The organism is Mycobacterium sp. E3298, from assembly GCF_001666895.1.
Lineage (GTDB): Bacteria > Actinomycetota > Actinomycetes > Mycobacteriales > Mycobacteriaceae > Mycobacterium.
On the sequence record NZ_LZJB01000124.1, the window covers coordinates 1 to 12,361 of the forward strand.

The following is a 12,361-nucleotide window of genomic DNA, read 5'->3' on the forward strand; positions in this document are numbered from 1 at the left end:
GGACACCCCGGTCCTGATCCTCGACGAGGCCACCGCGTTCGCCGACCCCGAATCGGAATACCTTGTGCAGCAAGCGCTTAACCGGCTGACCCGGCATCGCACCGTCCTGGTGATCGCCCATCGGCTGCACACGGTCACCGGAGCCGACCAGATCGTCGTGCTCGACCACGGCCGGATCGCCGAAGGCGGCACGCACGACGAGTTGCTGGCCGCCGACGGCCGATACCGGCGGCTGTGGGAAGGCGGCCGGCGTGACCCGGTTGCCGCCACCACCGCTCGGGAGGGGACGCGATGATCCGCACCTGGTTGGGGCTGGTGCCCGCGGATCGCCGGGCCGGGCTCATCGCCTACGCCGCGCTCGCGTTGCTGTCCGTAGTGGTGCGGGCGGCGGCCACCGTGCTGCTGGTGCCGTTGGTGGGCGCCCTGTTCGACAACCCGCACCGCGCGCTCGGGTGGCTCGCCTGGCTCACGGCCGCCACCGTCGTCGGATGGGTGATCGACACCGCGACCGCGCGCATCGGCTTCGATCTCGGGTTCGCCGTCCTCGACCACAGCCAGCACGACGTCGCGGACCGGCTGCCCGGCGTGCGGCTGGACTGGTTCACCGCCGAGCACACCGCGACGGCGCGCCAGGCCATCGCCGCCACCGGGCCGGAACTGGTCGGCCTGGTCGTCAACCTGCTGACGCCGCTGATCTCCGCCATCCTGCTGCCCGCCGCCATCGCGGTCGCCCTACTCCCGATCTCGTGGCAGCTCGGCGCGGCCGCACTCGGCGGCGTGCCGCTGCTCTTGGGTGCGCTGTGGGCCTCAGCGCGACTGACGCGGCGCGCCGACGCCGCAGCCGACGAGGCCAACGGCGGGCTCACCGAGCGGATCATCGAATTCGCCCGCACCCAGCAGGCGCTGCGGGCCGCACGGCGGGTCGAACCGGCGCGCAGCCTGGTCGGCGACGCGCTCGCCGCGCAACACGGGGCGACCATGCGCTTGCTGTCCATGCAGGTCCCGGGTCAGCTGCTGTTCAGCCTGGCCAGCCAGCTGTCGCTCATCCTGCTGGCGGGGGCGACCGCGGCGCTGACGGTTGACAGGACCCTCTCGATGCCCGAGGCCATCGCCTTGATCGTCGTCATCGTGCGCTACCTCGAACCGTTCACCACGATCAGCGAATTGGCGCCGGCCCTGGAGAGCACCCGCGCGACGCTCGACCGCATCCGGTCGGTGCTCACGGCGCCACTGATGAGCTCCGGGCCCGCCACGCTGCCCGTCACCGCGGCGGCGCCCCGCATCGAGTTCGACGACGTCGAGTTCCGGTATGGCGATGCGACCGCGCCGGTGCTCGACGGGGTGAGCTTCACCCTGGCGCCGGGCAGCACGACGGCGATCGTCGGCCCGTCCGGATCGGGGAAGAGCACCATCCTGGCGCTGATCGCTGGACTGCACGAACCGACCCGCGGCCGGGTCCTGATCGACGGCGTCGACGCGGCGACGCTGGACGCCGAGACCCGCCGGGCGGCGAGCAGCGTCGTGTTCCAGCATCCCTACCTGTTCCACGGGTCGATCCGGGACAACGTGTCCGCCGGCGACCCCGGCGCCGGCGATGACCGCTTCAAGCGGGCCGTGACCCTCGCCCGCGTCGACGAACTCATCGGCCGGTTGCCCGAGGGCGCCGACACGATCGTCGGCGAAGCCGGCTCGGCGCTGTCCGGGGGCGAACGCCAGCGGGTCAGCATCGCGAGGGCGCTGCTCAAGCCGGCCCCGATATTGCTGGTCGACGAGGCGACCAGCGCTTTGGACACCGAGAACGAGGCCGCGGTGGTCGACGCGCTGACACTCGATCCGCGGGCGCGCACCCAGGTGATCGTCGCGCACCGGCTGGCCAGCATCAGTCACGCCGACCGTGTCCTGTTCCTGGACGACGGTCGAGTGGTCGAGGACGGAACTGTCGGCGAATTGCTCGCGGCGGGTGGACGTTTCGACGAGTTCTGGCGCCAGCAGCACGAGGCCGCCGAATGGCGCATTCTCGCCGACTAATGTGAAGCAGTTGACCGCAACTCTTGCGGTATGCCTTACAGTTTGTCAGTCGGACGGGGCCGTCCGGGTACAGGAGGCGCGCTGTTCATGAGTGCTGTGGTGTCGATTCCGCGGTATCCCGCCGACGTAACCCCGCAATGGTTATCGGCCGCGCTGAGCGGACGCGGCACCCCCGTCGAGGTCACCGACGTGGACGTGACCCCGATCGGCACGGGGCAGACCGGCGCGACCTATCGGGTGACCGCCCGCTACGCGACCGAGGCTGTCGACCTTCCGCAAACGTTCGTGATCAAGCTGCCGTCGCAGGACGACACCGTGCGTGACCGGGTCGTCCTCGGATATCGCAGCGAGTGCGCGTTCTATTCGTCCGTGGCGGAGCGGGTGCAGGTGCCGACGCCGCAGTGCTTCTATTCCGAGATCACCGACGACGCAATGGACTTCGCGTTGCTGCTCGCCGATCAGGCGCCGGCCGTGCAGGGCGATCAGCTCGCCGGCTGCGGTGAAGCCGAAGCGCGACTCGCGGTCACCGCCCTGGCCGGCCTGCACGCGCCCAGCTGGTGCGATCCATTCTGGCTCGATTTCCCGGGCATCGCCTTCGGCAGGCCGGACGAGGCCGGCGCCGGCGGCATGGGCGAGGTGGCGAAGATGAGCGCCGACATCACGCTCGACAAGCTCGGCGACCGGATGAGCGCCGACGACCGCGAGACCTTCAGCGCGGCAATGGGTCTGGTGACGCCGTGGTTACTGTCCGAGTACGACCGGTTCGCCCTGCTGCACGGCGACTACCGCCTGGACAACCTGCTGTTCGACCCGGACCGGACCCGGGTCAGCGTGGTCGATTGGCAGACGCTCGGCGTCGGGCTGCCGGCCCGGGATCTGGCCTACTTCACCGCGACCAGCCTCAATCCGCAGCTGCGCGCGACCATCGAAGAACAGCTCGTGGGTGACTATCATCGCGCGCTGGCGGCCGGCGGCGTCACCGGCTACGACCGCGAAACATGTTGGCGCGACTACCGGCTCGGGGTCCTGCAGGCGCCGCTGATCTCGGCGCTGGGTTTTGCCTTCGCCGCCGCCACCGAGCGGGGCGACGACATGGTGCTGGCCATGCTCGCCCGAGGGTGTCAAGCGATCCGCGAGCTGGGAACGCTGGACCTGATCGGCTGAGACCTCTACAGGTCGCCGGTGAAGTCCGCGCTGAGCCAGCGGTCGGGGCGAATGGTGAACATCACCTCTTCCACGCCCTCCATGCTTCGGACGAAGGCGCGGCCGCCCTCCTCGCCGAGGTAGCGGATGGCGACTGACTCCTGCACGTCGGTGGGTGCGGGCTTGGCGGTGTCGACAATGGAGCCCTCGACCACCACGTACTGATACGGCGGTTCCTCGCGCTGGACCACCAGCGTCACCTTGCCCGCCCGCTCGATGAGCCCCGCCTTGCGGCTGGACGCCCCGGTCATGATGCGGATGTTCCCGCCCGGGGTGTAGTCGTACCAGATGGGAACGCTGGCCGGCGGCCGGCCGTCGGCGGCGTCGACGGACAGGACCGCGACATGCAAGCCGGCCAAAAATTCCTGACGTTCGCTCTCGGTGAAGTGCCTCATGTCGCCTCCAAGCGCCGATCAGGCCGAATGTATTCCCCCCGGAACCGCTCAGTATTGCGTCGAGCCCTGATCGACCGGAATCCGGGCGGCGGTGATCTTGCGCGACTCGTCGCTGGCGAGCCAGCACACGGTGTCGGCGATCTCCTCGGGCTCGGCCATCCAGTCGGGCAGGAACGGCGTGAGCACGTTGGACAACTGCGGGTTGGTCTCCATGGCTTTGCCCACCGCGACGGCCATGTCGACCGAGCCCATCGGCGTGTTCACCGGCCCGGGATGCACGCTGTTGACCCGGATCGAATGCTTGCCCAGTTCGGCGGCGAAGGCCCGGGCCATCCCGGTGACGGCGTGCTTGCTGGCGGTGTAGTGCACCATGAACGGCTGCATCTTCATGCCGGCCGCGGAACTGATCAGGATGATCGAGCCGCCGCGACCGCCTTCGATGATCTTGTCCGCGCCGGCCATCACGGTGTTCCAGGTGCCGGTCACGTTGATGTCCATGACGGCGCGGAAGTCCTCGGGTGTGATCTCGTTCCAGGCCTGCGGCGCCGCGACGCCGGCGTTGGCGACGATGATGTCCAACCGCCCGAGCGCGGCGACGCCGTCGTCGACCGCCTTGCGGAGCGCCTCGAAGTCGCGGATGTCCACGATCGACGCGATGATCCGCCGGTTGGTCTCTTCGACCAGGCGAACGGTCTCGTCAAGGTCGTCGGGAGTCGCGGGGTCGTAGGGCACGCAGGACGGCAGCTTGCCGGCGATGTCGACGCCGATGATGTCGGCGCCCTCCCGCGCCAGCCGGACGGCGTGCGCCCGCCCCTGGCCGCGGGCGGCCCCGGTGATGAACGCGACCCTGCCTTCGAGCTTGCCTGCCATTAACGCTCCTTCGTTGTGGTCGTGCGCTGCGCCGCTTTGACGAGATTGGATCCGATGATCAGCCGCTGAATCTCGCTGGTGCCCTCGTAGAGCCGCAGCAACCGCACATCACGGTAGATGCGCTCGACCGGGACGCCATGCATGTAACCGCTGCCGCCGTGCACCTGCACCGCGAGATCGGCCACGTTACCCGCCATTTCGGTGCAGAACAGCTTGGCCGCCGACGGCGCGACCCTGCGGTCTTCCCCGGAGACCCAGAGTCGCGCGGCCTCGCGCACCAGCGCGCGGCCGGCGAGCACCCCGGTCTGTTGGTCGGCGATCATCGCCTGGACCAACTGGAACTGTCCGATCGGCGTGCCGCCCTGTGTCGCGGTGGCGGCGTAGGAGACGGATTCGTCGAGCGCGCGTTGCGCGGCGCCCACCGCGAGGGCGGCGATGTGGACCCGGCCCCGCGCCAGCGAGGTCATCGCGGCCCGATAGCCGATGTCTTCGCTGCCGCCGATCAGTGCGCCGCCCTCGACCCGGACGTCGTTGAAGCCGACGTCCGCGGTCCACGCGCCTTCCTGACCCATCTTGGCGTCCTTGCTGCCGACTTCGACGCCCGGCGCGTCCGCGGGGACCAGGAATACGGCGATCCCGGGACCCTGGTCGTCGGCCGGCCGGGTGCGCGCGAACACCACGAACAGGTCGGCCACGGGCGCATTGGTGATGAAGCGCTTCTGCCCGGAGATAATCCAATCACCTTGCTCGCGAACGGCTTTGGTTCGCAGTCCGGCCGGGTTCGATCCGGCCCCCGGCTCGGTCAACGCAAAGGATGCGACGACGTCGCCCGACGCCATCGATTCCAGCCAGCGGGATTTCTGCTCGTCCGTGCCGAAGCCGACCAGGACCTGGCCGGCGATGCCGTTGTTGGTGCCGAACATCGAGCGCAGTGCCAGCGAGGTGTAACCCAATTCCATCGCCAACTCGACGTCTTGCATCAGGTTCAGGCCGAGGCCGCCCCACCGCTGCGGGATCGCGTACCCGAATAGCCCCATCTTCTTGGCCTGGTCACGTAGGTCGTCGGGCACCCGATCCTCGGTGAGGATCTCCTGTTCGCGTGGGACCACGGCCGTGCAGACGAAGTGACGGGTCTGGGCGAGGATCTCCCGAAAATCGTCGTCGGAGACCTCGGGTTGTTCGGCGGTGGTCATGGTCGGATGCTCCTACTTTGGCACCTCGTTGGTGGCGGACAACTCAGCCGCGAGCGGCCGGCGAGTGTGACGGCCCGGATAGGGAACCCGGCACCGGAGCAGATCCTATATGAAATATGATATTCGACTGCCGGGGCGTCCCGGGGACCAAAGCAGAGGGAGGCGGGAATCAGGTGTCGATGCTGACAGGTCAGACCGCGGTAATCACCGGCGGCGCGCAGGGCCTGGGTCTGGCCATCGCGGAACGCTTTGTCGCCGAGGGGGCACGAGTTGTGCTGGGCGACGTGAATCTCGAAGAAACCCAGGTCGTGGCGAAGCAGTTGGGCGGCGACGACGTCGCGGTGGCGGTCCGATGCGATGTGACGCAGGCGTCCGACGTCGAGACCCTGATCCAGACCGCCGTCGAGCGTTTCGGCGGCCTGGACATCATGGTGAACAACGCCGGGATCACCCGGGACGCGACGATGCGCAAGATGACCGAGGAGCAGTTCGATCAGGTCATCGCCGTGCATCTGAAGGGAACCTGGAACGGTACCCGGTTGGCCGCCGCCGTCATGCGGGAGAACAAGCGGGGCGTCATCATCAACATGTCCTCGGTGTCGGGGAAGGTCGGCATGGTCGGCCAGACCAACTACTCGGCCGCCAAGGCGGGCATCGTCGGAATGACCAAGGCGGCCGCCAAAGAGTTGGCCTACCTGGGCGTCCGGGTGAACGCGATCGCCCCCGGTTTGATCCGCTCCGCGATGACCGAGGCTATGCCGCAGCGCATTTGGGATTCCAAGGTCGCCGAGGTGCCGATGGGTCGGGCCGGCGAACCGAGTGAAGTCGCCAGCGTGGCGCTGTTCCTGGCTTCCGACCTGTCCTCGTACATGACCGGGACCGTCATGGAGATCACCGGCGGCCGGCATCTATGAGCGCGATGCGCGAGACGGTCATCTGTGAACCCGTCCGGACCCCGATCGGCCGCTACGGCGGGGTGTTCAAGTCGCTGACCGCCGTGGACCTGGGGGTCGCCGCGCTGAAGGGCCTCCTCGAACGAACCGGGATCTCGCCCGACGCGGTGCAGGACGTCATCCTCGGCCACTGCTATCCGAGCAGTGAGGCGCCGGCGATCGGACGGGTGGTGGCGCTGGATGCCGGGCTGCCGGTCACGGTGCCCGGCATGCAAGTCGACCGCCGCTGCGGGTCGGGCCTGCAGGCGGTGATCCAGGCGTGCCTGCAAGTGGGCAATGGCGACCACGATCTCGTCGTCGCCGGCGGCTGCGAAAGCATGAGCAACGTCGCGTTCTATTCCACCGACATGCGCTGGGGCGGAGCGCGTACCGGTGTCCGGGTGCACGACGGGCTGGCGCGTGGCCGCACCACCGCCGGCGGTCGGCATCACCCGGTGCCGGGCGGCATGCTGGAGACGGCCGAGAATCTGCGCCGCCAGTACGGCATCGCCCGGCTGGAGCAAGACGAGCTGGCGGTGCGGTCGCACCAGCGCGCGGTTGCCGCGCAGAAGGACGGCGTGCTGGCAGAGGAGATCATTCCCGTTGCGGTGCCTACCCGCCATGGCGAGGAGCTGATCGATACCGACGAACATCCGCGCGCCGACACCTCGGTCGAGTCGTTGGGCAAGCTCAAACCCGTGCTGGCGAGCGAGGATTCGGAGGCGACGGTCACCGCCGGCAACGCCAGCGGGCAGAACGACGCGGCGTCGATGTGCGTGGTGACCACGCCCGAAAAGGCGCGCGAATGCGGTCTGACGCCGCTGGTCCGCCTGGTGTCGTGGGGGCTGGCCGGCGTCGCTCCCCACATCATGGGCATCGGTCCGGTGCCGGCCACCGAGGCGGCGCTCGGCAAGGCCGGCCTGCGGCTGTCCGACATCGACGTCATCGAACTCAACGAAGCCTTTGCCGCGCAAGCGCTCGCGGTGATGCGCGAATGGAATTTCGGTGCCGCCGACCACGAGCGGACCAACGTGCACGGATCGGGCATCTCGCTGGGCCATCCGGTCGGTGCGACGGGTGGCCGGATGCTGGCCACGCTGGCGCGCGAGCTCAACCGCCGCGAGGCGCGCTACGGGTTGGAGACCATGTGCATCGGCGGCGGCCAGGGCCTCGCCGCGGTGTTCGAGCGGGTCGCCCCGACGTGACCGGCCCGCTGAGCGGTCTCACGGTCGTGGAGGTGTCCAGCTTCGTCGCCGCCCCGCTGTGCGGCATGACGCTGAGTCAGCTTGGCGCCGAGGTGATTCGGGTCGATCCCATCGGCGGTGCCTCCGACGTCCAGCGCTGGCCCTTGGCGGCCGACGGTACATCGATCTACTGGACCGGCCTGAACAAGGGAAAGCGCTCTGCCGCCATCGATCTGCGTTCCCCGGATGGGCAGGACCTGGTTCAGCGGCTCATCGTCGAGGGAGACGGCGTGGTGGTGACCAACGCCGCCGGGCTGTCCTGGCTCGGTCACGACGCGTTGGCCGCCAAGCGTTCCGACGTCATCCACGTCCAGCTGCTCGGACGCGGTGACGGTTCTACCGGCGTGGATTACACGGTCAACGCCGGCATCGGATTCCCGCTCGTCACCGGTCCGGCCGAGCACGCCGGGCCGATCAACCACGTGTTGCCGGCCTGGGACGTGTGCTGCGGCCTGTACGCCGCGCTCGCCGTGGTCACCGCCGTCCGCCGGCGGGACGAATCCGGGCTGGGCGCGCGGATCACCCTGGCGCTGGAGGACGTCGCGCTATCCATTGCCGGAACCCTCGGACTCCTGACCGAGCCGCAGGTCACCGGGACCCAACGGCAACGGCTGGGCAACGCCATCTACGGCCAGTACGGGCAGGACTTCGCCAGTGGTGACGGCGCAAGGTTCATGGTGGTCACCTTGACCCGCAGGCATTTTCGCGATCTGGTCGACGTCACGGGCACCGGCGCCGCGGTGTCGGCGCTCGCCGATGCGCTGGGCGTCGACTTCGACTCCGAGGGCGACCGCTACCGGTACCGTGCCGTCCTGTCCGGTCTGTTCGCCACCTGGTTCAGCAGTCATGCGGCCGACGAGATCACGGCCACGCTGTCAAAGACCACGGTGCTCTTCGAGCGCTACCGAACCTTCGCGGAGGTCGCCGCGGGCCCCAAGGTGACCGCCAACCCCATGTTTTCCCGGTTGCACCAACCCGGTCTGGGCGACTATTTCGCCGCCGGGCTGCCGCTCGCATTCGACGGCGAGCACCCCGCCGGCGCGGCCGCGCCCGCCCTGGGGCAAGACACCGCCGAGGTTCTCCAGCGGCGCCTGGGATTGACATCGGCCGACATCGAACGGCTGACGGACGCGAACACGATCGACCGGCGCAGAAGCCCGAAACGGAAAGACGACGCATGACCAGACTCGCCCAGACCCTCGGACTGACGGAATTCCAGACCGAAATCGTCGCCGCCGTGCGGCAATTCGTCGAAAAGGAAGTCATCCCCAACGCCGCGGAGCTCGAACGCGGCGACACCTACCCGCAGCACATCGTCGACCAGATGCGCGACATGGGTTTGTTCGGCTTGATGATTCCCCAGGAGTACGGCGGCCTGGGAGAGTCACTGCTGACCTACGCGCTGTGCGTCGAAGAGCTGGCCCGCGGGTGGATGAGCGTGTCCGGCGTCCTCAACACCCACTTCATCGTGGCCTACATGCTGCGCCAGCACGGAACCGACGCGCAGCAACAGCGGTTCCTGCCACGCATGGCGACCGGTGAGACGCGTGGCGCCTTCTCGATGTCGGAGCCGGAGCTGGGTTCCGACGTGGCCGCGATCCGGACTCGGGCCCAGCGCAATCCGGATGGCAACTACACGATCAACGGGCAGAAGATGTGGCTGACCAACGGCGCCACGGCCACGCTGGTGGCCGTCCTGGTGCGCACGGACGAAGGCTCGGACAAGCCGCACCGCAATCTGACCGCGTTCCTCGTCGAGAAGCCGGTCGGCTTCGGTGAAGTCGTTCCCGGGCTGCAGATTCCGGGCAAGATCGACAAGCTGGGCTACAAGGGCATCGAAACGACGGAGATGATCTTCGACGGCTACCAGGCCGGTGCCGATGACATCCTCGGCGGCATCACCGGGCAGGGTTTCTTCCAGATGATGGACGGCATCGAGGTCGGCCGGGTCAACGTGTCGGCGCGCGCCTGTGGCGTCGGCATCCGCGCCTTCGAGCTCGCGGTCCGCTACGCCCAACAGCGCCACACCTTCGGCAAGCCCATCGCCGAGCATCAGGCCATCGCGTTCCAGCTGGCCGAGATGGCCACCAAAGTCGAAGCGGCGCACCTGATGATGGTCAACGCGGCGCGGCTGAAGGATTCGGGGGAGCGCAACGACGTCGCCGCCGGGATGGCCAAATACCTGTGCAGCGAGTATTGCACCGAGGTCACCCAGCAGAGCTTCCGGATCCACGGCGGCTACGGCTATTCCAAGGAGTACGAGATCGAGCGGCTGATGCGGGATGCGCCCTTCCTGCTGATCGGGGAGGGCACCAGCGAGATTCAGAAGAACATCATCAGCAAACGGCTGCTGGCCGAGTACCAGGTGTAGTGATGACGGTTCCGGATTTCGCCGCGCGGCCGCAGCTTTCGGACGATGTCGCGCGCTTGATCCGCCAGCGGATCTTCGATGGCACCTACGTCGCCGGGTCCTACGTCCGCCTGGATCAACTTGCCGCCGAGTTGGGCATCAGTGTCACTCCGGTGCGGGAAGCGCTGTTCGCTCTGCGCGCGGAAGGTTTGATCGACCAGCGGCCCCGGCGCGGCTTCATGGTGCTGCCGGTGACCGGTCGCGACGTCACCGACGTCGCGAACGTGCAGGCCCACGTCGGTGGCGAACTGGCTGCCCGTGCCGCGATCAACATCACCGACGACCAACTGCGCGAACTCAAACAGATCCAAGCGGAGCTCGAAGACGCCTACGCCGGTGACGATGACGAACGGACGGTGCGGCTGAATCATCAGTTCCACCGGGCCATCAACGTCGCCGCCGATTCGCCGAAACTTGCCCAGCTGATGTCCCAAATCACCCGCTATGCGCCCGAATCGGTGTTCCCCGCCATCGAGGGCTGGCCGGAACAGTCGATGAGGGACCATCGCCGGATCCTGTCCGCGCTGAAGAAACGCGACGAAGAACTCGCCCGCGCGGCGATGTCACAGCATCTCGCCGCGGGCGCGGTCCCGCTGATCGACCACCTGACCGCGCGTGGCGTGGTCGTCGACGGGAGCCCTCCGGCCTCGGGATAAGTGTTGTTTCCCGCGCCCGCCTCGGCATATTCTCCCTGAGAGGGGGCGACAACATAAAGCGAGGAAAAGTGCCCCGAACGATCCGTACGTCGGCTCTCTTCGGTGTAGCCGTGGTCGTGATAGCTCTCGCGCCGCCGGCCGTCGCCGACCCACTGGACCCGATACCCGGCAACGGTGTCTTTGTCGTGGGCCCCGACATCGCGCCGGGCCTCTATCACACGGGCGGCTCGGGGTCGGCCTTCGGCGTCTGGATCAACAACGTGCCGACCCAGGACTCGATGTGCTCGTGGTTCACCTACAGCACGCCGGACGCGAACAAAGAGCATGTACTCCAGACGAACACCTCGATCGGCCCGATGTACGCGAACATCAACACGGCGGTCAAGGCTTTCGAGTCGCAGAACTGTCAGCCCTGGACGCGGGTCTCCTAGGGCGTCTCGCCGGAGCACGCACGGGTGCCGTGGTTCTTGGCGCGAAAGGCGTTGCGATAGCTCTGCGGCGCCACCCCCACCAGCCGGCGGAATTGTTCGCGGAAATTGGTCACTGATGCGAAACCGACTCGGTGCGAGATGGATTCGACGCTGTCGGAGCTGCGCTCTAGCAGCTCCCCGGCGTGCTTGATCCGGACGCTGTTCACCCACTGCATCGGCGTTTGTCCCGTTTCCGTCTTGAACCGCCGGTTGAGGGTTCGCTCGCTGGTGGCGGCCTGCCGGGCGATGTCGCGCAGCGTCAGTGGCAGGTGCGCGTTGCCCTCCAGCCAGACCAGCAGGCCATCGAGTTCGGTGTCGGACCTTGCCCGGTGGCGGATGACAAACTGAGCCTGGTCGCCGGTGCGGTGAAGGGGCGTGACCGCCAACCGGGCGGCGTCGGCGGCCGCCGCCGAGCCGTAGTCGCGCGCAACCATGTGCAGACACAAGTCGAGTCCCGCGGACGCCCCGGCAGAGGTGAGAACCTGGCCTTCGTCGACGTAGAGCGCGGCGGCATCGAGTCTGACGGCGGGATGCACGGCGGAAAACAGGTCGGCGGCCGACCAATGCGTGGTGGCGCGTTTTCCATCCAAAATCCCGGCGGCCGCGACGGTGAAGGTGCCGCTGCAGATGGAGGCGATGCGAATCCCCTTGCCGTACGCCGACTTCAGTGCCGCGATGACGTCCTCCCTCGTCGGCACTGTGACGTCGTTGCGCCCGGGCACCACGATGGTATCGGCGTTCGCGAGTTCCCCCAGACCGCAATCGGTGGCGATCCGCACCGGTCCGGCCGGAACGACGGGGTCCGCGCCGCAAACCCGAACGCGGTACCCCGGCGCGCCGGTCGGGAGGCAGACACGACCGAATACCTCGATCGCGATCGCCAGATCGAACGCGATGACGTCCGGCTCGGCCAGGATCGCGACGGAGTGCATGGGTTGGCAATATACCGGTCGATAGTGT

Annotated in this window: 12 protein-coding genes and 1 pseudogene; 9 read left to right on the top strand and 4 right to left on the bottom strand. The window is 68.1% G+C overall.

The window, feature by feature from the left end; translation table 11 throughout:
- The 3 genes and pseudogenes from A9X05_RS05635 to A9X05_RS05645 form a co-directional block, all read left to right on the top strand.
- Nucleotides 1-295 (top strand): annotated as a pseudogene (locus A9X05_RS05635) (iron ABC transporter permease); the annotation flags it as partial.
- Nucleotides 292-2,028, top strand: a complete 1,737-nt coding sequence (locus A9X05_RS05640) for an ABC transporter ATP-binding protein (protein ID WP_067757823.1) — start codon at nucleotides 292-294, stop codon at nucleotides 2,026-2,028. The pseudogene A9X05_RS05635 and the gene A9X05_RS05640, both read left to right, overlap by 4 nt.
- 87 nt (nucleotides 2,029-2,115) lie before the next feature.
- Nucleotides 2,116-3,192, top strand: a complete 1,077-nt coding sequence (locus A9X05_RS05645) for a phosphotransferase family protein (RefSeq protein ID WP_067757821.1) — start codon at nucleotides 2,116-2,118, stop codon at nucleotides 3,190-3,192.
- Between the two features lie 5 nt (nucleotides 3,193-3,197).
- Here the strand turns inward: A9X05_RS05645 and A9X05_RS05650 are convergent, their stop codons facing one another.
- The 3 genes from A9X05_RS05650 to A9X05_RS05660 are packed head-to-tail and all read right to left on the bottom strand — an operon-like array spanning nucleotide 3,198 to nucleotide 5,689.
- Nucleotides 3,198-3,626, bottom strand: a complete 429-nt coding sequence (locus tag A9X05_RS05650; RefSeq protein ID WP_067757818.1) for a pyridoxamine 5'-phosphate oxidase family protein — start codon at nucleotides 3,624-3,626, stop codon at nucleotides 3,198-3,200.
- Between the two features lie 48 nt (nucleotides 3,627-3,674).
- Nucleotides 3,675-4,496: a mycofactocin-coupled SDR family oxidoreductase gene (locus tag A9X05_RS05655; RefSeq protein WP_067757815.1), complete on the bottom strand. Its 822-nt coding sequence runs from the start codon at nucleotides 4,494-4,496 to the stop codon at nucleotides 3,675-3,677.
- Nucleotides 4,496-5,689, bottom strand: a complete 1,194-nt coding sequence (locus A9X05_RS05660; RefSeq protein ID WP_067757812.1) for an acyl-CoA dehydrogenase family protein — start codon at nucleotides 5,687-5,689, stop codon at nucleotides 4,496-4,498. The genes A9X05_RS05655 and A9X05_RS05660 overlap by 1 nt, the downstream gene beginning before the upstream one ends.
- Before the next feature lie 116 nt (nucleotides 5,690-5,805).
- Between A9X05_RS05660 and fabG the strand changes: the two genes are divergently transcribed.
- The 6 genes from fabG (at nucleotide 5,806) to A9X05_RS05690 (ending at nucleotide 11,362) form a co-directional block, all read left to right on the top strand.
- Nucleotides 5,806-6,603, top strand: a complete 798-nt coding sequence (gene fabG, locus A9X05_RS05665; RefSeq protein WP_082950238.1) for a 3-oxoacyl-ACP reductase FabG — start codon at nucleotides 5,806-5,808, stop codon at nucleotides 6,601-6,603.
- Nucleotides 6,600-7,826 carry an acetyl-CoA C-acetyltransferase gene (locus tag A9X05_RS05670; protein ID WP_067757809.1) on the top strand — a complete coding sequence of 409 codons (1,227 nt, stop codon included), beginning with the start codon at nucleotides 6,600-6,602 and terminating at the stop codon, nucleotides 7,824-7,826. The genes fabG and A9X05_RS05670 overlap by 4 nt, the downstream gene beginning before the upstream one ends.
- Before the next feature lie 65 nt (nucleotides 7,827-7,891).
- Nucleotides 7,892-9,046 (top strand): CoA transferase, encoded by a 1,155-nt coding sequence (locus A9X05_RS05675; protein ID WP_231968826.1) that lies wholly within the window; start codon nucleotides 7,892-7,894, stop codon nucleotides 9,044-9,046.
- Complete coding sequence (locus tag A9X05_RS05680) at nucleotides 9,043-10,236, top strand: acyl-CoA dehydrogenase family protein (protein WP_067757804.1); 1,194 nt, start codon at nucleotides 9,043-9,045, stop codon at nucleotides 10,234-10,236. Before A9X05_RS05675 ends, A9X05_RS05680 begins: the two co-directional genes overlap by 4 nt.
- Before the next feature lie 2 nt (nucleotides 10,237-10,238).
- On the top strand, nucleotides 10,239-10,931 hold the full coding sequence (locus A9X05_RS05685) for a GntR family transcriptional regulator (protein ID WP_067757802.1): 693 nt from the start codon (nucleotides 10,239-10,241) through the stop codon (nucleotides 10,929-10,931).
- A 68-nt stretch (nucleotides 10,932-10,999) separates the two neighbouring features.
- Nucleotides 11,000-11,362, top strand: coding sequence for a hypothetical protein (locus A9X05_RS05690; RefSeq protein ID WP_067757799.1), 363 nt, complete (start codon nucleotides 11,000-11,002; stop codon nucleotides 11,360-11,362).
- Here A9X05_RS05690 and A9X05_RS05695 read toward each other — a convergent pair.
- On the bottom strand, nucleotides 11,359-12,333 hold the full coding sequence (locus tag A9X05_RS05695; protein WP_067757796.1) for a GlxA family transcriptional regulator: 975 nt from the start codon (nucleotides 12,331-12,333) through the stop codon (nucleotides 11,359-11,361). The genes A9X05_RS05690 and A9X05_RS05695 overlap by 4 nt on opposite strands.
- Between the last annotated feature and the right edge of the window lie 28 nt (nucleotides 12,334-12,361).

Excerpts from the sequence above, each read along its gene's own strand:
- A9X05_RS05680 (WP_067757804.1), top strand. The coding sequence starts at position 9,043 with ATGACCAGACTCGCCCAGACCCTCGGACTGACGGAATTCCAGACCGAA.
- A9X05_RS05645 (WP_067757821.1), top strand. The coding sequence starts at position 2,116 with ATGAGTGCTGTGGTGTCGATTCCGCGGTATCCCGCCGACGTAACCCCG.
- A9X05_RS05675 (WP_231968826.1), top strand. The coding sequence starts at position 7,892 with ATGACGCTGAGTCAGCTTGGCGCCGAGGTGATTCGGGTCGATCCCATC.
- A9X05_RS05660 (WP_067757812.1), bottom strand. The coding sequence starts at position 5,689 with ATGACCACCGCCGAACAACCCGAGGTCTCCGACGACGATTTTCGGGAG.
- A9X05_RS05650 (WP_067757818.1), bottom strand. The coding sequence starts at position 3,626 with ATGAGGCACTTCACCGAGAGCGAACGTCAGGAATTTTTGGCCGGCTTG.
- A9X05_RS05685 (WP_067757802.1), top strand. The coding sequence starts at position 10,239 with ATGACGGTTCCGGATTTCGCCGCGCGGCCGCAGCTTTCGGACGATGTC.
- A9X05_RS05640 (WP_067757823.1), top strand. The coding sequence starts at position 292 with ATGATCCGCACCTGGTTGGGGCTGGTGCCCGCGGATCGCCGGGCCGGG.
- A9X05_RS05670 (WP_067757809.1), top strand. The coding sequence starts at position 6,600 with ATGAGCGCGATGCGCGAGACGGTCATCTGTGAACCCGTCCGGACCCCG.
- A9X05_RS05695 (WP_067757796.1), bottom strand. The coding sequence starts at position 12,333 with ATGCACTCCGTCGCGATCCTGGCCGAGCCGGACGTCATCGCGTTCGAT.
- A9X05_RS05655 (WP_067757815.1), bottom strand. The coding sequence starts at position 4,496 with ATGGCAGGCAAGCTCGAAGGCAGGGTCGCGTTCATCACCGGGGCCGCC.
- fabG (WP_082950238.1), top strand. The coding sequence starts at position 5,806 with ATGATATTCGACTGCCGGGGCGTCCCGGGGACCAAAGCAGAGGGAGGC.